The 19875-nt window shown below is 71.5% G+C and carries 13 protein-coding genes and 1 pseudogene; 6 read left to right on the forward strand and 8 right to left on the reverse strand.

What is annotated here, in order from left to right:
* The first annotated feature begins 168 nt into the window (after window positions 1-168).
* The 5 genes from AB0I18_RS43320 (at window position 169) to AB0I18_RS43340 (ending at window position 7235) form a co-directional block, all read left to right on the forward strand.
* Window positions 169-465, forward strand: a complete 297-nt coding sequence (locus AB0I18_RS43320; RefSeq protein ID WP_363111286.1) for a DUF503 domain-containing protein — start codon at window positions 169-171, stop codon at window positions 463-465.
* A gap of 67 nt (window positions 466-532) precedes the next feature.
* Entirely contained in the window at window positions 533-1021 is a 489-nt protein-coding gene (gene rbfA / locus AB0I18_RS43325; RefSeq protein ID WP_363111287.1) for a 30S ribosome-binding factor RbfA, read from the forward strand.
* Window positions 1018-1923: a tRNA pseudouridine(55) synthase TruB gene (gene truB, locus AB0I18_RS43330; RefSeq protein ID WP_363111288.1), complete on the forward strand. Its 906-nt coding sequence runs from the start codon at window positions 1018-1020 to the stop codon at window positions 1921-1923. The genes rbfA and truB overlap by 4 nt, the downstream gene beginning before the upstream one ends.
* Before the next feature lie 332 nt (window positions 1924-2255).
* Window positions 2256-6140 carry a trypsin-like peptidase domain-containing protein gene (locus AB0I18_RS43335; protein WP_363111289.1) on the forward strand — a complete coding sequence of 1295 codons (3885 nt, stop codon included), beginning with the start codon at window positions 2256-2258 and terminating at the stop codon, window positions 6138-6140.
* Window positions 6141-6278: 138 nt separating this feature from the next.
* On the forward strand, window positions 6279-7235 hold the full coding sequence (locus AB0I18_RS43340) for a bifunctional riboflavin kinase/FAD synthetase (protein ID WP_363111290.1): 957 nt from the start codon (window positions 6279-6281) through the stop codon (window positions 7233-7235).
* Between the two features lie 147 nt (window positions 7236-7382).
* Here the strand turns inward: AB0I18_RS43340 and AB0I18_RS43345 are convergent, their stop codons facing one another.
* The 8 genes and pseudogenes from AB0I18_RS43345 to AB0I18_RS43380 all read right to left on the reverse strand — a co-directional run bounded on the left by AB0I18_RS43345 (window position 7383) and on the right by AB0I18_RS43380 (window position 18943).
* On the reverse strand, window positions 7383-8411 hold the full coding sequence (locus tag AB0I18_RS43345) for an ABC transporter ATP-binding protein (protein WP_363111291.1): 1029 nt from the start codon (window positions 8409-8411) through the stop codon (window positions 7383-7385).
* Window positions 8408-9670, reverse strand: coding sequence for an ABC transporter ATP-binding protein (locus AB0I18_RS43350; protein ID WP_363111292.1), 1263 nt, complete (start codon window positions 9668-9670; stop codon window positions 8408-8410). Before AB0I18_RS43350 ends, AB0I18_RS43345 begins: the two co-directional genes overlap by 4 nt.
* Window positions 9667-10581, reverse strand: coding sequence for an ABC transporter permease (locus AB0I18_RS43355; protein ID WP_363111305.1), 915 nt, complete (start codon window positions 10579-10581; stop codon window positions 9667-9669). Before AB0I18_RS43355 ends, AB0I18_RS43350 begins: the two co-directional genes overlap by 4 nt.
* A gap of 68 nt (window positions 10582-10649) precedes the next feature.
* Window positions 10650-11726: an ABC transporter permease gene (locus AB0I18_RS43360; protein ID WP_363111293.1), complete on the reverse strand. Its 1077-nt coding sequence runs from the start codon at window positions 11724-11726 to the stop codon at window positions 10650-10652.
* Between the two features lie 73 nt (window positions 11727-11799).
* Window positions 11800-13749: an ABC transporter substrate-binding protein gene (locus tag AB0I18_RS43365; protein ID WP_363111294.1), complete on the reverse strand. Its 1950-nt coding sequence runs from the start codon at window positions 13747-13749 to the stop codon at window positions 11800-11802.
* Between the two features lie 364 nt (window positions 13750-14113).
* A complete protein-coding gene (locus tag AB0I18_RS43370) occupies window positions 14114-17422 on the reverse strand; it encodes an AAA family ATPase (protein WP_363111306.1) in 3309 nt (1102 codons plus the stop codon).
* A gap of 732 nt (window positions 17423-18154) precedes the next feature.
* Window positions 18155-18283: pseudogene (locus AB0I18_RS43375) on the reverse strand (SCO5717 family growth-regulating ATPase); the annotation flags it as partial.
* 363 nt (window positions 18284-18646) lie between these two features.
* Window positions 18647-18943, reverse strand: a complete 297-nt coding sequence (locus AB0I18_RS43380; RefSeq protein ID WP_363111295.1) for a DUF397 domain-containing protein — start codon at window positions 18941-18943, stop codon at window positions 18647-18649.
* A 327-nt stretch (window positions 18944-19270) separates the two neighbouring features.
* On the opposite strand from AB0I18_RS43380, the gene rpsO reads away from it, so the two are divergent.
* Entirely contained in the window at window positions 19271-19558 is a 288-nt protein-coding gene (gene rpsO, locus AB0I18_RS43385; protein ID WP_019075416.1) for a 30S ribosomal protein S15, read from the forward strand.
* The last annotated feature ends 317 nt before the right edge of the window (window positions 19559-19875 follow it).

Genomic DNA, 19875 nt, shown 5'->3' on the forward strand with positions numbered 1-19875 from the left:
GGCCGATAGGGGGTCTGGGGGCGGAGCCCCCAGGGATGGGACGGGTAGGGGCGGCGGGGGCGAAAACCCCGTCGAGCGGTCCGGGGGTTCGTTGTACGGTTCTGGTGTCGCCGCCAAGAGTTTGGCGGGGCCATCTATCCCGTACCGGCGGGACATCCGGATACACACATGTATGTGGGGACTCTGTCCTTCGATCTCCTCCTCGGCGACGTACGGTCGCTCAAGGAGAAACGCTCCGTCGTCCGCCCGATCGTGGCCGAGCTCCAGCGCAAGTACGCGGTGAGCGCGGCGGAGGTCGACCACCTGGACCTCCACCGCAGGGCCGTCATCGGCCTGGCGGTCGTCTCCGGCGAGACGGGGCACCTGACCGACGTACTGGACCGGTGCGAGCGGTTGGTCGCCGGGCGCCCGGAGGTGGAGCTGCTGTCGGTGAGACGGCGGCTGCACGGCGAAGACGACGAATGAGCGTGTGAGCGTACGGCGACGACAACAGGCCGTACAACAGAACAGTAAGAAAGAAGGAGACGGACCAGTGGCCGACAACGCGCGGGCGAAAAAGCTGGCGGACCTCATCCGAGAGGTGGTGGCCCAGAAGCTGCAGCGCGGGATCAAGGACCCGCGGCTCGGTTCGCATGTGACCATCACGGACACCCGGGTCACCGGGGACCTCCGGGAGGCGACCGTCTTCTACACGGTGTACGGGGACGACGAGGAGCGCGCGGCAGCGGCCGCGGGCCTGGAGAGCGCCAAGGGCGTGCTCCGCTCGGCGGTCGGCGCGGCGGCGGGCGTGAAGTTCACGCCCACCCTGGCCTTCGTCGCGGACGCCCTGCCGGACACCGCCAAGACCATCGAGGACCTGCTCGACAAGGCACGGGCCAAGGACGCGGAGGTACGCGAGGTCTCGGCCGGTGCCGCCTTCGCGGGTGACGCGGACCCCTACAAGAAGCCGGGCTCCGACGACGAGTCGGACGAGCCCGCCGACCTCGCCGACGCCGCTGAGACGGGCGACGCCACCGAATGACTCAGAAGCACCCCACGCCCGACGGCCTTGTCATCGTGGACAAGCCGTCGGGCTTCACTTCGCACGACGTGGTCGCCAAGATGCGCGGGATCGCCAAGACCCGCCGTGTCGGACACGCGGGCACGCTCGACCCCATGGCGACGGGCGTGCTCGTCCTCGGCGTCGAGAAGGCGACCAAACTGCTCGGGCACCTCGCGCTGACCGAGAAGGAGTACCTGGGAACGATCCGGTTGGGGCAGAACACCCTGACGGACGACGCCGAAGGTGACATCACCTCGTCGACCGACGCCTCCGAGGTGACCCGGGACGGCATCGACGCCGGCATCGCCAAGCTCAGCGGCGACATCATGCAGGTGCCGTCCAAGGTCAGCGCCATCAAGATCAACGGCGTGCGCTCGTACAAGCGGGCGCGCGACGGCGAGGAGTTCGAGATCCCGGCCCGCCCGGTGCGGATCTCCTCCTTCGCGGTGTACGACGTCCGGGACGCGGTCGCCGAGGACGGCACGCCAGTCACGGACCTGGTCGTCTCCGTGGTCTGCTCGTCCGGTACGTACATCCGGGCGCTCGCCCGTGACCTGGGCGCGGACCTGGGCGTCGGCGGCCATCTGACGGCGCTGCGGCGCACCCGCGTCGGCCCGTACAAGCTCGACACCGCCCGCACCCTCGACCAGCTCCAGGAGGAGCTGACCGTGATGCCGCTCGCGGAGGCCGCCGCCGCGGCGTTCCCGCGCTGGGACGTGGACGAGAAGCGGGGGCGGCTGCTGTTGAACGGCGTCCGCCTGGAGATGCCCGAGGAGTACGCCGGGCTCGGAGCCGTCGGGGTGTTCGATCCCGAGGGGCGGTTCCTGGCGCTGGTGGAGGAGCAGAAGGGCAAGGCGAAGAGCCTGGCCGTGTTCGGCTGAGCCTTTGGGCCTTGTGGCCGGTCGGCCAGTCGGGGACCTGCCCGTCAGTCGGCTCGGCTGCCGTCGGCTCGGCCCCTCGGACTCGGCGTGGAGCGGCGTCCACGGGGACACCTGTGTGCGCCGCTCCACTGTCCCCCTCGGTTCCCCCAACCAAGGGTCTATCCATCCGGCCCCCTCTATTCACCCGTCCGGGCAGGCGCTCGGAGTGAACCGGGGGAGCGGAAGGGGGCTTGTTCGGCTCGCGATCTGTCGCGCCCGATCACTTCGCGCCTACGGTCGGGAGTGAGGCGTCGGTGGCACGGTGCCCGTGCGCGCGGCGGGGAGGTTCGAGCATGGCGGGACGGGGCCCGCGGGCCGGGGGCCGTCATCAGACGCCGGAGGCCGTCCAGGAAGCTCTGGAAGGCGTCCAGGAGCCTCGGGACGCGGTCCGGAAGACCGGGGGCGTCGCCCGGGAGGCCGGGGACGTTGTCGGGGCGACCGGAAATGACGGCGGGGACGCCGGAAAAGTTGTCCGGGAAGTGCCGGGCCGGGCCCAGCGGGCTTCGGACGGGGCCCTGGTACGGATCCGCGATCTGGCCGGACGGACGCGTGGGGCGGGGTTCGTCGCCGACCACCTCGGCACGGTGGTCACCAGCCATGAGGCGGTCGACGGGCTCGCCCGCCTCGTCCTGCACGCCCCCGGGGACCGCACCTGCCTGGTGACGGCCGACGCGGTCACACCTCTGCCGGCCCTGGACCTCGCCCTGGTCCGCACGGAGGGTCTCGGCCTCGCCCCACTGCCGATCACGGTGCGGGACTCCGTGGAGACCGGTACGTACGTCCGCATCGCGGCGGGCGGCTGGCGCGAGGCCCGGGTACTGGGCACGTCCGCCGTGACGTACACGGCGACCGACCGTTTCCATCTCCTCGACCACGCCGTGGAGTTGGCGATCGGTACGGCGGGGAGCGACGCGCTTCGGCTGGGCGGTGGGGCGGCCGGGGGGCCGGTGGTCGACGCGGCCACCGGTTCGGTGGTCGCGGTCATCGGTACGGCGCTGCACTCCGGGCGACGGGTGGGGGGCTTTGCCGTGCCGCTTCGGGGGATGACACCGAGCGGGCCGCTCACCGAGTTGCTGGCCCGCAACGCGGCGACGGTGCCCGCGTATCGGGACGACCTCAATCTCGCGGGAGTGCTGGCGCTGACGGCGATGCCCATCGAACCTGTCGAAGCTGTAGAACCCATCGAAGCTGTAGAACCCGTCCAAGCTGTAGAACCCGTCCAAGCTGTAGAACCCGTCCAAGCTGTCGAAGCTGTCGAAGCTGTCGAAGCTGTCGAAGCTGTCGAAGCTGTCGAAGCTGTCGAACGAGCCGATGCCGTGCGGGAGTTCACCGCCTTCGACCAAGGTCCGTATGCCGTCCTCGGGCTTGTCGGCGCCCCGGGCAGCGGCCGTACGACGGAACTGGCCTCCCTCGCCGCCAGGCGCAACCAGGGTGCGCGACCGGCCCCGACCCTGTTGTTGCGCGGAGCGGATCTCCTGGTCGCCGACTCGTCGGTGGCCGACGCGGTGGGGAGGACGCTGGAGCGTGCGGGACGGATGGTGGAGGCTTCCGCTTCCGGGACGGCGTCAAGGGTGGGCGTGGGCACGGGAGCCGGCCTCGGCGACATCGGCCCCGAGCGCCTGACCCGCCTCGCCAAGGACGCGGGGCGACCCTTGATGCTCCTCCTTGACAGCCCCGAGGAAATGCCACCGGCCCTCGCCCACCGGCTGCCCGAGTGGACCGCGGGTACCGCCGACTGGCTGCGGGCGACCGGGGCACGCCTCGTCGTCGCGTGCCGGGCGGAGTACTGGGAACAGGCCGGGGCGGAGTTCCCACGGGAGCTGCTGTACGGATCAGGACGGGGCGGCGATGGCGACAGGCTTCCGCCCTCTGTCCGTCTCGGCGACCTGGCCGAGGACGAGGCGCGGCGGGCCCGCGCACGGTACGCGATCCCGGAGGGGGCCCTGGAAGGGGACGACGCCAGGCATCCCCTGGTGCTGCGGCTGTTGTCGGAGGTGCGGACCGCGCTGTCCGGGGCCCCGGTGGGGCAGGTCGGGCGGGACGAGGTCTTCGCCGCGTATCTCGATCTGATGTGCCTGCGGGTGGCCGTGCGGCTCGCGGCGTCGAACGGGGTGCGCGGCACGGCCGTGCGGCGGCTCGCGGCCACGGTTTCCGGGCAGGTGCATGAGGCGGCGAGGCGTTGTCTGGGGCCGGGTCAGGGGGAGTTGGACCAGGTGGCGTTCGAGGCGGTGTTTCCGTGGGGGCCCGTGCCCGGGCGGCGGCTCGGCGGATGCACCGGGTGGGCCTCGGCGGTGCTCACCGAGGGCCTGCTCGTGCCCGCCGGCAACGGCTACCGCTTCGCCCACGAAGAGCTCGCCGACTGGATCCAGGGCATGCACCTCGACCTGGACGCGGCACTCCACGCGTTGGTGCACCACCGGCGCGAAGAGGAAGAAGATGAAGGTGCAGGAGAAGAAGGTGAAGGAGACGAGGACCGGGCCGGGGCCCAGGGCGGAGCCCCGGAGCGCCGGTCGGCGCTCCGGGGCTCCGCCCTCCAGCCCTTCGCCGTGCCCCGCCACCGCATCGGCCCCGTCCGCCAGGCGATGCTCCTCCTGCCTCGTCAACAAGGCGCCCCTCAACTCACCCTCCATCTCCGTGAACTGCTCCGCGCGGTCGACGAACTCAGGCCGACGGACACCGCGGTCTGGTGGGCCACCCGCCTCCTCAGGGACGTACTGCTCCGGGTGCCCGACGCGACCCCGTACATCGGAGTGCTGCGGCATCTCGCCGAGCGTGTCGTGACATGGCGGGCCGAAGGGCGGGCCGTTCCGGGGGAGTTCGGGCCCGGCTTCTGGACCGGGCTGCCCCTGCCGGAAGCGCACCGGTTCGACCTGCTGAGGCGTCTCGTCGTGGCGGACCAGGCCCCGCCGGCCACCGAACTCCGTTACCTGGACGCCGTGTCCGACCTCCTCGCCGCCGAGCCCGCCGCCGTGCAGCTCCACCTCACCCACTGGTTCGACGACGACCGCCCGCTGCCCGCGACACCCGACGCCACCGTCGCGACCGCCGCCCAGGTACTCCTCCACACCCATCGGCACCGCGCCCTTGACGACCTCACCGAGGCGCTGGTCGAAAGCGCCCACCCGCGCGCGGACGAGCTGCTGGCCGTGCTCGCGGAGGAGGAACCGTCCGCCGTGTGCCGAGCCGTCGACCGCTGGGCACACGACGAGCGGCCGGCCCGCCGGGTGGCCGCGGTGGCGTACGGACCGCGGGCGGCGCCGCACGTCCGCACCGAGGCCGACCGCGAGCTGCTGCGCTATGCCGCGCTTGCCCTGCTCGCCCGCCCCGCCGACGGCGCGCTGCACGGGGGCGCCCTGGCCCTCCTCGTACGCGATCCGCGCACCCGGGCCCGCTATCTGCCGCAGGCCCTGGCGCGCTTCACCGCGGGCGACCGGCGGCTGCCCGCCGGCGCGCTGGTCGCCGCGCTGGCGACGCATCCGGAACCGGTGCTCGCCGCGTTCCGGGACCGGCTGCGGGAGCCGGACGCAAGCGATGCGAGGGACGCGGGCGACGCGAGTGCTGCGGGCGACGCAAGCGACGCGGGTGAGGTGCTGCGCACGCTCGCCGAGGTCACGACACCGGTGCTGGCCCGCCGGGTCGCGGCTCTCGTACGCGATGTCGTGGAGCTGCGTCCGGAGACGGCCGCGCACGTGGCGGCGTACGTCGACCGACGCCTCGCGCACGGTCCAGGCGCCCGTTCAGTGCTGTATCCGCTGGTCACCGGGCTGCTCGACGGGTGTCCGCCGCAGGTACGGGCCGCGCTCGCCGAGGTGTTCGCGGCGCCCGGCACGCCCGGGTCCCGCCCGCAGCGACGCGAATTCCTGGACCTGTTGCTCGCGCGCGAGGACGACCCCGCCGTGCTCGACGCACTCGTGCGCGCGGCTGCGGCGGGCGTGGCGGGCGGTGGCGGCGAGCAGGCCCGTGTCGTGCTGCACCACGCGGGTTTCCGTCTCGTCCGTACCCCGGACGGCGCCGCCCGCTTCGACCGCGCGCTGGTCGACCTGGGCCGCCGAATTCCCGGCTTCGCCACCCTCGTCACCGGCTGGCTCACCGACGCACCCCAGGAGTGGTCCGCGCTGGTCGGCCCCAGCACCCGTCGCATGATCGAGAGCATGGCGGGGATGCGGGTTCCGGCGTGACCAGGCGTGTGCCGCGGATGTCACGTGCCCCGCATCACACAGTCCCCATGCCGATGCGAGCCGAGGGCACCCGGCATGGCACCCTTAGACCTGCGTATGAGGCAGACACGGACACAGGTTCGACGAGGAGCGGTCACAGTGCAGCGCTGGCGTGGTTTGGAGGACATCCCCCAGGACTGGGGGCGCAGCGTCGTCACCATCGGCTCGTACGACGGCGTCCACCGCGGACACCAGTTGATCATCAGGCATGCCGTGGAACGGGCGCGCGAGCTGGGAGTTCCGTCCGTCGTCGTCACCTTCGACCCGCACCCGAGCGAGGTCGTGCGCCCCGGCAGCCACCCCCCGCTGCTCGCCCCGCACCACCGTCGCGCCGAGCTGATGGCCGAGCTGGGTGTCGACGCCCTGCTCATCCTCCCGTTCACCACCGAGTTCTCGAAGCTGTCGCCCGCCGACTTCGTGGTGAAGGTCCTCGTCGACAAGCTGCACGCCAAAGCCGTCGTCGAGGGCCCCAACTTCCGCTTCGGCCACAAGGCCACCGGTAACGTCGCCTTCCTCACCGAGCAGGGCGAGACGTACGACTTCGAGGTTGAGGTGGTGGACCTGTATGTGACCGGCGAGGCCGGCGGCGGTGAGCCGTTCTCCTCCACCCTGACCCGGCGGCTCGTCTCCGAGGGTGATGTCGAAGGGGCCCGCGAGATCCTGGGCCGCCCGCACCGCGTCGAGGGCGTCGTCGTCCGCGGCGCGCAGCGGGGCCGCGAACTCGGCTTCCCCACCGCCAACGTCGAGACCCTCCCGCACACCGCGATCCCCGCCGACGGCGTCTACGCCGGCTGGCTGCACACCCAGGGCGAGGCCATGCCCGCCGCGATCTCCGTCGGCACGAACCCGCAGTTCGACGGCACCGAGCGCACGGTGGAGGCGTACGCCATCGATCGCGTGGGGCTGGATCTGTACGGTCTGCACGTGGCCGTCGACTTCCTCGCTTTCGTGCGCGGCCAGGCGAAGTTCGACTCCATCGAGGCGCTGCTCGAAGCGATCTCGGACGACGTGAAGCGGTCGCGGGAACTGATCGAGGCGTACGACGGCGGACGGTAGGCACCGCGCCGCGTGGTCGGTGTGCCGAGGCGGCGGGGTTGTTCGGCTGCGGGCCCGCTGTGGCTGGTCGCTCCCCCACTCTCGGCTTCGCTCGAGCGGGGGGACCCCCATCGCGGCGCAGCCGCAAATGTCAGAGCCCCGCGCCCCTTACGGGGCGCCGGTTACCTGAGCCCGTGCCCAGTGGCACGCCACCTGTGCCTCGCCACCCCCGCCAAGGACCGGCAGGTCCTCCCCGCGGCAGGCGTCCGCGACCCCGGCACGGTAGGCCTCGCCGCTCGCCAGGATCTGGCAGCGCGCGTGGAAGCGGCAGCCGGACGGGATGCGGGACGGGTCCGGGGGCTCGCCGGTGAGGACGACCGGGGCGCCCGGCGCCTCGGGCAGGACCGACAACAGGGCCTGCGTGTACGGATGCTGAGGTGTCGTCAGGACCTGCTCCACCGCGCCCGTCTCCACGATCCGGCCCAGGTACATCACCGCGACCCGGTCGGCGATGTTCCACGCGAGACCCAGATCGTGCGTCACCACCAGGGCGGACAGGCCGAGTTCGGAGCGCAGGCGGAGCAGCAGGGCCAGGATCTCGCCGCGTACCGACGCGTCCAGGGAGGCCACCGGCTCGTCCGCGACGATGAGTTCGGGCTCCAGGACGAGGGCGCCCGCGATGACGACACGCTGGCGCTGGCCGCCCGAGAGCTCGTGCGGGTAGCGCAGGAAGAAGCGCTCGGGCGGACGGAGCCCGGCCCGGGACAAGGCGCCCGCGACCGCCTCCCGTTCGTCGCCCGGGTACCGGTGGATGCGCAGTCCCTCGGCCACCGCGTCGTACACCGTGTGCCGGGGGTTGAGCGAGCCGCTCGGGTCCTGGAGGACCAGCTGGACGCGCTTGCGGTACGCCTTGAGGGCGCGCGAGGAGTAGTCGAGGGGCCTGCCCGCGAAGGTGACGCGGCCGGCGGTCGGCGGGACGAGACCGAGGAGTGAGCGCGCCAGGGTCGTCTTGCCGCAGCCCGACTCGCCGACCAGTGCGACGATCTCACCGGGCCGGATGTCGAGGTCCACGCCGTCCACGGCACGCGCCCGGGCGGCGCCGTGCCGGCCGGGGAACGTGACCCGGAGGCCTTCGGCGCTCAGGAGCGGCGCGGCGAGAGCGGCTTCCTGCGGGGCGGTCGCGGCGGTCGTCGTCATGTGGTGCTCCTCGCGTCTTCCGCCGCGGTCTCCCCAGGGCCCGCGATCCTTTTCGCAGTCTCCGCAGTCTCCGCAGTGTCTGCCGTGCCCGTCGTGCCCGCAGTCCCCGCAGTCCCCGTCGTGCCCGTCGTGCCCGTCGTGCCCGTCGTGCCCGTCGTGCCCGCCGTGTCTGCAGTGCCCGCAGTCCCCGCAGCGCCCGCAGTGCCTGCCATGCCCGCGGTCCCCGGGACCTCCGCAGTCCCCTCTGCACCCACGGTCCCCGTGGCCTCCACGTGCACACAAGCCGCTCGGCGGTCCGGTGTCGCCGTCACCCGCAGCGGCTGGTCCTCGGTGGCGCACGAGTTCAGCGCCACGGCACAGCGCGGGTGGAACGTGCAGCCGGAGGGCAGCGCGGACGGGTCCGGCGGGTCTCCGGGCAGCCCGCGCGGCGCGAACCGCGAGCCCGCGTCCCCGATCCGCGGGAAGGCCGCCGACAGCGCCTGCCCGTAAGGGTGTCGGGCGTCTTCGTAGACCTGCCGCGCCGGTCCCTCCTCCACCACCCGGCCCGCGTACATCACCGCGAGCCGGTCGCAGGTGTCGGACAGGACCGCCAGGTCGTGGCTGATCATGATGAGGCCCAACTCCTGCTCGGAGACGAGCTGTTCGATCAGCCGCAGGATCTGTGCCTGGATCATCACGTCGAGCGCGGTGGTCGGTTCGTCGGCGATGATCAGGCGGGGGTCGCAGGCCAGGGCCATGGCGATCATCACGCGCTGGCGCTGCCCGCCGGACAGTTCGTGCGGATAGGCGGACGCCCGGGCCGCCGGAAGGCCCACCTGCTCCAGGAGTTCGCCGGTCTTCCGCCGCGCGCCCGCCGGGGTCGCCTTCCTGTGCAGCAGGATCGGCTCGGTGATCTGGTCGCCGACGCGGTGCACGGCGTTGAGCGAGTGCATAGCGCCCTGGAAGACGATCGAGGCACCGGCCCAGCGGACCGCCCGTACCCGCCCCCACTTCATGGTCAGTACGTCCTCGCCGTCCAGCAGGATCTCCCCGGACACCCGGGTCCCGGCGGGCAGCAGCCGCAGCAGGGCCAGCGCCAGCGTGGACTTGCCGCAGCCCGACTCGCCCGCGATGCCCAGCTTCTGGCCGGCGTCCACGGTGAGGTTCACGCCGCGCACGGCGGCCGCCCCACCGGCGTACGTCACTTCGAGGTCCCGTACGTCCAGCAGTCGCTGTGTCTTCGGTGTCTTCGGCGGTTCCTGCGGCTTCGGTGTGCTCAACGGGCCACCCCCAGCTTGGGGTTGAGGACGGACTCGACCGCACGCCCGCACAGCGTGAAGGCGAGGGCCACGACGGCGATCGCGATACCCGGCGGTACCAGGTACCACCACTTCCCGGCACTGACCGCGCCCGCCTCGCGCGCGTCCTGGAGCAGACCGCCCCAGGAGGCGACCGTCGGGTCGCCCAGGCCGAGGAAGGCGAGCGTCGCCTCGGCGAGGATCGCGGAGGAGATGATCAGGGTCGTCTGGGCGAGGACCAGCGGCATGACGTTGGGCAGGACGTGCCGGGACATGATGTGCCAGTGGCCGCCGCCGAGCGCCTTGGCGCGTTCGATGTACGGCCGCGACTCGACCGCGAGGGTCTGCGCCCGCACCAGCCGTGCCGTCGTCGGCCAGGTCGTGACACCGATCGCCAGGATGATCGTGCCGAGCGAGCGGGACATCACGGTCGCGAGGGCGATCGCGAGCACCAGCGTCGGCATGACCAGGAACCAGTCCGTGACCCGCATCATCACCGTCGCGTACCAGCCGCGGAAGTGCCCTGCCGTGATCCCGATGAGCGCGCCGATCGCGACCGAGAGGAAGGCCGCGAGGAGGCCCACGAGCAGCGAGACCCGGGAGCCCCACACCACGAGACCGAGCAGACTGCGCCCGAACTGGTCGGTGCCCAGCGGGAATTCGGCACTCGGGCTCTCCATGGGCTGCCCCGGCGCGTTCGTCACGCTCTGCGCGTCGGAGCCGACGGTCAGCGGCGCGGTGAGCGCGATCAGTGCGAAGAGCGTGAGCGCGGCCAGCCCGAAGAGGCCGGCGCGGTGTTCGCGGTACCGCTGCCAGAAGCGGGCGACGGAGTGCCGGCGGCGCTGCCATGCGAGGGTGCGCGGGCCGGCCTTCGCCACCGGGGGAGCCGCCAAGGGAGTGACTTCGGTCGGCGTCGGGTCGTTCCGGTCCGCCCTGATCGGGTCGTCCGGGTCTGTCGTCGTCATCGGCCCACCCGGGGGTCGAGCAGCGGATAGATCAGGTCGGCGAGGGTGTTCATCACGATCACCGCGGCGGCGAAGACGAAGAACAGCCCCTGCACCAGCGGCAGATCGGGCACGCTCAGCGCCTGGTAGAAGAGCCCGCCGAGGCCCGGCCAGGAGAAGACCGTCTCGACGAGGATCACGCCCGCGACGGTCCGGCCGAGGTTGATGAAGATCAGCGTCATCGTGGGCAGCAGCGCGTTCGGCACGGCATGGCGACGGCGTACGAGGTCGTCCCGCAGGCCCTTGGCCCGAGCGGTCGTCAGATAGTCGCTGCCCATCTCGTCGAGCAGCGCCGAACGGGTGACGAGGAGCGTCTGCCCGTACTCGACCGCGACCAGTGTGACCACCGGCAGGACGAGGTGGTGGGCGACGTCGAGGACGTACGCGAAACCCTCCTCGCCGCCCGACTCCATGCCGCCCGTCGGGAAGAGGCCGGGGATCGGTCCGATGCCCACCGAGAACACGATGATGAGCAGCAGCCCCAGCCAGAACGACGGGATCGAGTAAAGGGCCAGCGCCAGACCGGTGTTGAGCCGGTCCCCGAGCCCGCCGTTGCGCCAGGCCGCGCGTGTGCCGAGGAAGATGCCGAGCACCGTGTAGAGCACGAACGCGGTACCTGTGAGCAACAGTGTGTTCGGCAGAGCCTCGGTGATCTTGTCGACGACCGGGGCCCGGAACTGGTACGAGGTGCCCAGGTCGCCGGTGAGCGCCTTGCCGCAGTAGTCCGTGAACTGCTCCCACAGCGGCAGGTCGAGCCCGAACTCCCTTCGGTACGCGGCGAGTTGCTCGGCCGACACCTGGCGCCCGCCCGTCATGAACTTCACCGGGTCGCCGGGGATCAGCCGGAACAGGAAGAAACTGGTGACGAGAACGGCGAGCAGCGAGACGGCCGCGCCGCCCAACTTGCCCGCCACGTACCGCAGATACGCGGTGGTGGTGCGCGCCCGTGGTCCGCGGACCGACGGCCCGGCCCCGTCGGGACCGCCGGGACCGTCGGTCTTTCCGACCAGTGCGGGTGTCGCTTCAGCGGTCATGAACGGCTCTTACTACTCGGCTGTTCGCGGACTTCGGCCGTCGTACGCGTTCCTGTTCGCAGTCGTCTGTCGGCTACTCGCGGTCCTCGGCCGTGGTGCGGCGGCGCACGGCGAAGAGCACCGCGAGCCCCGCCAGGAGGGCGACGCCCGCGACGATGCCGATGATGACGCCTGTCGGGGTCGAGTCGTCGGAAGCCTCGCCGTCGGCGGCCGGAGTCGCCGACCACCAGCTCCAGTAGCCGTCCTGGCCGTAGATGTTGCCCGCGGCTTCCGGCATCGTGGTGATCGACGCGATCTGGTCGGTGCGGTAGGCCTCGACCGCGTTCGGGTACGCCATGACGTTCATGTACCCGGTGTCGTACAACCGCGACTCCATCTGCTTGACGAGGTCCGCCCGCTTGGCGGGGTCGTACTCGGCGAGCTGCTTGGCGTACAGCTCGTCGTACTTCTTGTCGCAGATGAAGTTGTCCGTCGCGCCCACGTCCTTGGGCGTCGCCGGGAGCGCTGCGCAGGTGTGGATGGAGAGGACGAAGTCAGGGTCCGGGTTGACGGACCAGCCGTCGAAGGCGAGGTCGTACTCGCCCGCGAGCCAGGGGTCGGTCACGTTGTCCCGGCAGTCGAGGGTGACGCCGATGCCGAGCTTGCCCCACCACTCCTGGAGGTACTTGCCGACCGCCTTGTCGTTGGGGTCGGTCGCGTGGCAGAGGATGCGGTAGTTGATCGGCTTGCCGTTCTTGCCGACGCGCTTGCCGTCACCGTTCTTCGGATAGCCCGCCTCGTCGAGGAGTTCGGCCGCCTCGGCCGGGTCGTACCTGAGCTTCTGATCGTCCGTCGGCTGCCAGCGGTACGTCGAGAAGCGGGGCGGGATGTAACCCTCGCCCTCGACGGCGTGGCCCTGGAAGACCTTGTCGATGACGGTCCTGCGGTCCACGGCCATGAACAGGGCCCGGCGCACCCTCTGGTCCAGCAGCGACGGGTGGCCGTCGCCGAACTTCTCACCGTTCTTCGCCCGCGCCCCCGGGTTGGTGGCGAGCGCGTAGAAGCGGCGGCCGGGAGCGTCGTTGACCTTGATGTTCTCGTCGCCCTTGAGGGAGGCGGCCTGGGCCGGGGTCAGCGCGGGGGAGCCTGCGACGAAGGAGACCTCTCCCTTGCGCAGGGCGGACACCGCGGCGTCCTGGTCCTTGTAGTACCTGAAGACCAGCTCGTCGAACTTCGGCGCCCCGCGCCAGAACGACGTGTTGGCCTTGAGCCGTACGTAGCTGTCGGCCTTGTAGTCCGTCAGGATGAAGGGGCCGTTTCCGACGACGGGGAAGTCCTTGTCGTTGTTGAACTTCGAGAAGTCGCCGACCTTCTCCCAGACGTGCTTCGGCACGATCGGCACGTCGAGCGCCGCCATCGTGGCCTGCGGCTTCTTCAGCTCGATGACGAGCTTCGTGGGACTCGGGGCGGTCACCTTCCGGAAGTTCCCCACGAAGTTGCCGTTCGCGGTGGCCGCGTCCTCGTCGGTCATCATCTTGTTGAACGTCCACGCCGCGTCCTCGGCGGTGGCCTGCCTGCCGTCGGACCACTTGGAGTTGTCACGGATGGTGTAGGTCCAGGTGAGCTTGTCGGCGGAGGGCTTCCAGTCCGTCGCCAGGCCCGCGATCGCCCGGTTGTCCTTCGCGGAGTAGTTGGTCAGGTACTCGTACGTGAGCCGGAACAAGCTCGTACTGACCAGCCGCTGAGCCAGGAACGGGCTCAGCGAGTCGACGCTCTGCGCCACCGCGACCGTGAGGACCTTCTTGCTCTCCTTCGCCTCGGCCTGCTGGGGCGCCGGGTTGAGCGGGGTCACGAGACCGGCCGTCAGGGTGAGGGCGGCGGTGCCGGCGGCCGCGAGGAGGCGGAGGGAGGAGCGCCGCTTCGTGCCCCGGGAGGTCCTGGGGAGCTGGGTGGCCCGGAGGGCCCGGGGAGCCCGGGGAGCGCGGGGAGCGCGGTTCGGGCTTGGGACCGGGAGCCCGCTGCCGTACTGGTCTGGTGTGTCCATGGATCGCTGACCTCGCGTCATCACTCGCACAGGGATGGGCCGTTGCACTGCTTGATCCGGTGACCGCGGCTGGGTTGATGTGTGGTGTCTACCAGCGGCGGTCCGCACGCGTCAACGGCCCGTGAACCCCGTGTGGCCTGCGGAAATAACGAGTTGACGCGATTTTCATGCCCATTGGTTCAGACCGGTGAAGGGCTCCTGGTCGAGGGGTGGCGGCAGGGATCTGGGCTGGTACGGGGGCGTTTTGCACCGGGAGTGAGTGGTGCGTGTTCGAGTTGCCCGCGGGGTACGCGAAGGGCCCGCGCCGTCGATGACGGGGCGGGCCCTTCGGGTGGAACAGGGGCCGAGGGTTCGGCCGGACGGGTTACTGCTGAGGCGGCGGGGGCGGGGCCTGGCCGCCCTGGCCGTTCTGCGGGCCCTGGTCTGTCTGGGGCGGGGGCTGGGGCGGCTGGTAGGGCTGGCCGGGCTGGAACTGCTGGCCCGGTGCGGGCGCCGGTGCGGGTGCGGGCGCGTTGGGGTCGAAGGGCTGGCCCGGGGCCGGGGGCTGCTGGAAGGGCGCGCCGGGCTGGGGCTGGGCGGGAGCGGGCTGAGGCTGCCAGCCCTGGGGGGCGGCGCCCGGGTGACCGGGCTGGCCGTGCTGCTGGGGCGGCTGCGGATAGCCGCCGGGCTGCGGCGGCGGAGCGCCGTGCTGCGGATAGGGCTGGCCGGGCTGCGGCTGGGGCGGCTGCGGGTAGGGCTGCCCCGGCTGAGCGGGCGGGCCCTGCTGGGGGACCTGCCCCGGCACCTGCTGTCCGGGCATCGGCTGCCCCGGAATCGGCTGGCCCGGAGCGTGCTGCGCGTGCTGCCCCGGGATGTGCTGGCCCGGCAGCGGCGGCGCGGCCACCGGCGGCGGGTTGCCGTCCGACGTCCACAGCCCCTGCGACTGCTGGTGCCGCGCGATGTCCTCGGCGACCAGCGCCGAGAGGTTGAAGTACGCCTCGCGCACCTTCGGCCGCATCATGTCGAGATCGACTTCGGCACCGGCCGCCAGATGCTCGTCGAACGGCACGACGATCACGCCTCGGCACCGCGTCTCGAAGTGGCTGACGATGTCGTCCACCTTGATCATCTTGCCGGTCTCGCGCACCCCGGAGATGACCGTGATGGACCGCGACACCAGATCCGCGTACCCGTGGGCGGAGAGCCAGTCCAGCGTCGTACTGGCACTGCTGGCACCGTCCACGGACGGCGTCGAGATGATGATGAGCTGGTCGGCGAGATCGAGGACGCCGCGCATGGCGCTGTACAGCAGGCCCGTACCCGAGTCGGTCAGGATGATCGGGTACTGCTTGCCCAGCACGTCGATCGCGCGCCGGTAGTCCTCGTCGTTGAACGTGGTCGACACGGCGGGATCGACGTCGTTGGCGATGATTTCGAGCCCCGACGCCGCCTGCGACGTGAACCGCCGGATGTCCATGTACGAGTTGAGGTACGGGATCGCCTGCACCAGGTCACGGATGGTGGCCCCGGTCTCCCGGCGCACGCGGCGCCCGAGCGTGCCTGCGTCCGGGTTGGCGTCGATGGCGAGGATCTTGTCCTGCCGCTCCGTGGCCAGCGTGGAGCCGAGCGCGGTGGTCGTGGTCGTCTTGCCCACGCCACCCTTCAGGCTGATGACGGCGATCCGGTAGCAGGACAGCACCGGCGTACGGATCAGTTCGAGCTTCCGCTGCCGCTCGGCCTCCTCCTTCTTGCCGCCGAGCTTGAACCGGGAGGAACCGGCGGTGGGCCGGCCGCTCTTCGCCTTCTGCTTCTTGTTGAGCAGCCGGTCCGACGACAGCTCCACGGCCGCCGTGTATCCCAGCGGAGCCCCGGGGTTGGTGGGCTGCCGCTGATCGTGCTGCACGGGCTGCGGCCAGGCGGTGCCGGTCCGGGGGTCCACGGGGGGCTGCTGACCCGGCTGGGCCTGCTGATCCGGGACCTGGTGTGGCTGGGCCTGCGGCTGGGGTACACCGGGCTGACCGGTACCCGCGTTCGGCTGAGGGGGTACAGGCTGCTGGTACGGCTGCCCCTGCTGGGGGAGCGGCTGCGGGGCGGCCGGCTGAGGGGTCGCCTGCGGTGCCGATGCCGGTGCCGGTGCCGGAGCGGCAGCGGGAGGCTGATTGGCGGGCGGTTGCGGGAACCCGTAACCCCCCTGCTGGGCAGGCGGGTTGGGCGTCCCCGGCGGCGGGAACCCGTAGCCGGCTCCGGCCTGCTGGTTGGGTGCCTGCGGTGCCTGAGGTGCCTGCGGTGCCGAGGGGCTCGCGGCCGGGGCGTTGCCGGGCGGCGGGAATCCGTACCCGTACTGCGGGTTGGGCGGGTTGGGCGTGCTCGGGGCAGGGGCCCCCGGCTGGGGGAACCCGTAACCCGTGGGCAGGCCCGGAGCGTTGGGCGAGCTCGGAGCCGGAGTTCCCGACTGCGGGAACCCGTAACCGGCCGCCTGCGCAGGGGCGTTCGGCGCCGACGGAGCGGGTCGGCCTGGCTGAGGCAGGCCGTAACCGTCCTGGGGTGCCTGAGGTGCTTGGGGCGCCGGGGGAGCAGGCTGTACGGGAGCAGGGAACGGGGCCGGAGCTGAGAACGCGGCCGGGGCCGGGGCGTCCTGGGGAGCGGTCGCCGAGGGGTTGGACTGCGGGAATCCGTAACCACTCCGGGCGGCCGGCGGCTGAGCCGGCGGGGCAGTCGAAGCTCCGGGCGGCGGGAACCCGGGGGCGGCCTGCCCGGCCGGAGCCCCACCCGGGACGCTGTCCTGCGGTCCCGGCGTCGTACCGGGAGCGCCACCCTGCGCCTGCGCACCCGGGGGCGTACCAGGAGCGTTGAACTGCGGGAATCCGTAACCGCCCGGCTGCCCGGGGGCCGGCGTGGCCCCCGGAGTACCGGCGTCGGGCGCCGCGACAGGCGCACCGGGCCAGGCCGGCGGCGAATCCGGCGGCGAGGACTGCGGGGCCTGCGGCTGGAACGGCGGCTGCTGTCCCTGCGACGGCACGGCAGGCTGAGCCGGAGCCGCCGCCTGCGGCTGTCCGCTTTCACTCTCCGTGGACGCGGGCCACTGACCCGCCGAGGCGGGCGCGGCAGGCTGGTACGCGGGCGGCAACGGCGGAAGCCCACCCTGCGGCACCGGCGGCGGAGTCCACGTGGGAGGCGCGTCCTGTACGGCGTCGGTCACGTCCGCGACAGGCGCCGGCACGGCGTCCTGAGGCTCCGAGTCCCGGGGCTCGGCCCCGACCGCCGACGGAACGTCCTTCGGCGGCGCGTCCTCCGGCTCAACGGCCGGCGTCCGAGCGTCCTCGGGCGCCGAGTCCTGAGGCTCGGCGTCTTCGAAGTCCTCGGAGTCCTTCACGGGCACGGCGTCGCTCACGTCGGCGGAATCCTCGGCGGCGACGTCAACCTGCCGCAGCTCGACAACATCCGCAGACGCCTCAGCGACGTCACCGGTGTCCTCGTCGCTCTCGCTCTTGCTCTCGCCCTCCGGCGACGGCTCCTCGACAACGCCGTTCACTTCATCCACGCCGTCGACTTCGTCTTCGTCCACGCCGTCGCCGGACTCGCGCCCGAACACCACCTCGACGACTTCGGCGTCGGCAGGCTCGTCGGCGCCTTCCACGACCTCGCCCGAGGCCGGACCGGCAGCCGAGTCATCGGCCACGGGTTCATCGGACACAGGCTCCTCGGCAACGGACACGCCCTCCGCCGGATCCGGGGTCGCAGCACTCTCCGCGATCTCCCGCTTCAGAGCACCGGCGGAAATCCGCATGGTGGCGCCACTCTCAAGATCCCCGTTCCCACCCTCGACCTCATCGGAGGACTGAGGGGACTCAGGGGCATCGGTCACGGGAGCCGGAGGTACATCGGCAGCCGGAGCCGGAGCCGCGACTGGAGCCGGCGCCGGCGCCGGAGCCGGAGGCGAAACCGGCGGAGCCCACTCCCCCTGAAAATTCGGCACCTGCGGCAGAGCGGCAGGCCCCCCGGCACCGGCGACAGGCGCCTCGGGCGGCCGCCCGCCAGGCTCGAACCCGCTCCCCACAGGCAACTTCGGCACAGCGACCGGACCACCGACAGTCGGCTGAGGAGACGCAGCCCCTTCCCCCGCGGAATCCGGAGCGGCGGGAGCAACCGGAGGAGCAGGCGAAGCCGGAGCCGGAGGAGTGAAGGGGGCCCCAGGAACAACGGAAGGAGCGGAAGGAGCGGAAGGAGGGGGAGTGAACGGAGCTCCCGGAGCAAAGGAAGGAACGGAAGCCGGGCCGGGAGCCCCAGGTGCCCCCGCCTCGTTCGCCACGCTCCTCGCGCCGACCCCGTCGGCCGGGGCCGATTCCTGGCCCGCCACCTCGTCGTCGTCCTCCTCGTCCTCCACCGGAGCCGACGAAGCCCCCTCCGAACTCCCCGACGCATTCTGCGTATACCAGGCAGGAGGGGCGTAGTCGATGGTGAACTCGCCCGTCGTCTCGACGGCGGACTCCGCGTCGGACTGGTCATCGCCGGGTGTGGCCCAGCCCCCGCGGATCCCGTCCCGATCGCTGTTCACAGTTCCTCCTGGTGTGGTCGAGCACCCTCATACCGTGCTGGGGCGACCGTTCTCGTCGTCCGAGGCCGTTCTGATGCGCCCGGCTCTCCCCCTGTGACGCGCTGTCCCGCTCACGGGTTCTGCTGCCGCGTCCCACCCCAGCCTAATCACCACAACCACCCCCACGGCAGGCCCGTCCACCCCTCCGGACCCACCCAGTACGTCACACCCTGCCCAGAAGTGACGTATGAACGACCGTACGTGGACGGCAAAATGGACAAAGTGCGCTTAAGAAGCGCACCTCGAAGCGACGGCCGACGCAACGAGAGGGACCGGCGGCACACAGCCCACCGGTCCCTCTCGGTCCCTAGTACTGCCTCTTGCCTACTCCGCGGAGAGCCCGCCGTTGTGCGGCGCCGGCTCCAGGTCGAACTCCCCGTCCCGCGCCCCCAGCACGAAGGCCCGCCACTCCGCCTCGGTGTACCGCAGGACCGTGTCCGGATCGAGGGACGACCGCATGGCGACCGCGCCCCCGGGGAGGTAGGCGATCTCGACCCGCTCCTCGTGCTCTTCCGTCCCCGGCGCGCTCTGCCATTCGACGCCTGAGATGTCGAGGGCGTAGAGCTCGTCCTTCTCCCGCTCCTTGCGCGCCTTGACGTCCTCGTTCTCTGCCTCGGCCATGGCGAAACGACCCCTTCCCGACGTACGAATCACGTACGGACCTACGGACCACGTATGGATTACGTACGATCCCCGACCTGCGAACGATCTGTCGCGTCACCCTACTGGGACCGCCCCTGGCCTCCCAGGACTCCCGGAACCCCGGTCAGCGGGCCCCCCGCCCCCTGGTACCCTGTGTGACGGACGTATGTGTACGCACCCCCGGATCGCCCCCAAGGGGCCCTGGAGGACGCGCTCAGCGGATCCCCGCCTCCCGAGTAACGGAAGCTCCCCCGAGATATAGACCGGGGGCACTCGGTGGCACATCACAGACTACGAGGAGTACGCGTGTCGCTCGACGCCGCTACGAAGAAGCAGCTCATCACCGAGTTCGGCCAGAAGGAGGGCGACACCGGCTCCCCCGAGGTCCAGGTCGCCATGCTCTCGCGCCGTATCTCGGACCTGACCGAGCACCTCAAGACCCACAAGCACGACCACCACTCCCGCCGTGGTCTGCTGATCCTGGTCGGTCAGCGCCGTCGCCTGCTGCAGTACCTGGCGAAGAAGGACATCCAGCGCTTCCGTGCGCTGGTCGACCGCCTGGGCATCCGCCGCGGTGCGGCGGGCGCCAAGTAAGACACCGTGGAGGGAGCGGTTCCCACTCTTAGGGGGCCGCTCCCTTTGCTGTACGTGCTCTACGTGCGGAGTGTCACCACCCCTTTGTAGTGTGGTAGCACAACGCAATACGTACGACGCAGGGTGGTACCGCGACAGCGCACAGCGATGACGCGGCCGCCACACCGAACGAGGAGAAGTGCAACCTCGCCGCCGCCGGTCCTCGGTAGTGGCCCCCGGGGGAATGCGAGCCCCGGGTGCTTCGATCGAAGACCGGCCCGCACCAGATGGAGCGCTTCTCCGCAGGCGTCCCCCTGCCACACGGGCAGACCGGGACG

Source organism: Streptomyces sp. NPDC050704, from assembly GCF_040654355.1.
GTDB lineage: Bacteria > Actinomycetota > Actinomycetes > Streptomycetales > Streptomycetaceae > Streptomyces.

Excerpts from the sequence above, each read along its gene's own strand:
- AB0I18_RS43320 (WP_363111286.1), top strand. The coding sequence starts at position 169 with ATGTATGTGGGGACTCTGTCCTTCGATCTCCTCCTCGGCGACGTACGG.
- truB (WP_363111288.1), top strand. The coding sequence starts at position 1,018 with ATGACTCAGAAGCACCCCACGCCCGACGGCCTTGTCATCGTGGACAAG.
- AB0I18_RS43335 (WP_363111289.1), top strand. The coding sequence starts at position 2,256 with ATGGCGGGACGGGGCCCGCGGGCCGGGGGCCGTCATCAGACGCCGGAG.
- AB0I18_RS43345 (WP_363111291.1), bottom strand. The coding sequence starts at position 8,411 with ATGACGACGACCGCCGCGACCGCCCCGCAGGAAGCCGCTCTCGCCGCG.
- AB0I18_RS43360 (WP_363111293.1), bottom strand. The coding sequence starts at position 11,726 with ATGACCGCTGAAGCGACACCCGCACTGGTCGGAAAGACCGACGGTCCC.
- AB0I18_RS43365 (WP_363111294.1), bottom strand. The coding sequence starts at position 13,749 with ATGGACACACCAGACCAGTACGGCAGCGGGCTCCCGGTCCCAAGCCCG.
- AB0I18_RS43380 (WP_363111295.1), bottom strand. The coding sequence starts at position 18,943 with ATGGCCGAGGCAGAGAACGAGGACGTCAAGGCGCGCAAGGAGCGGGAG.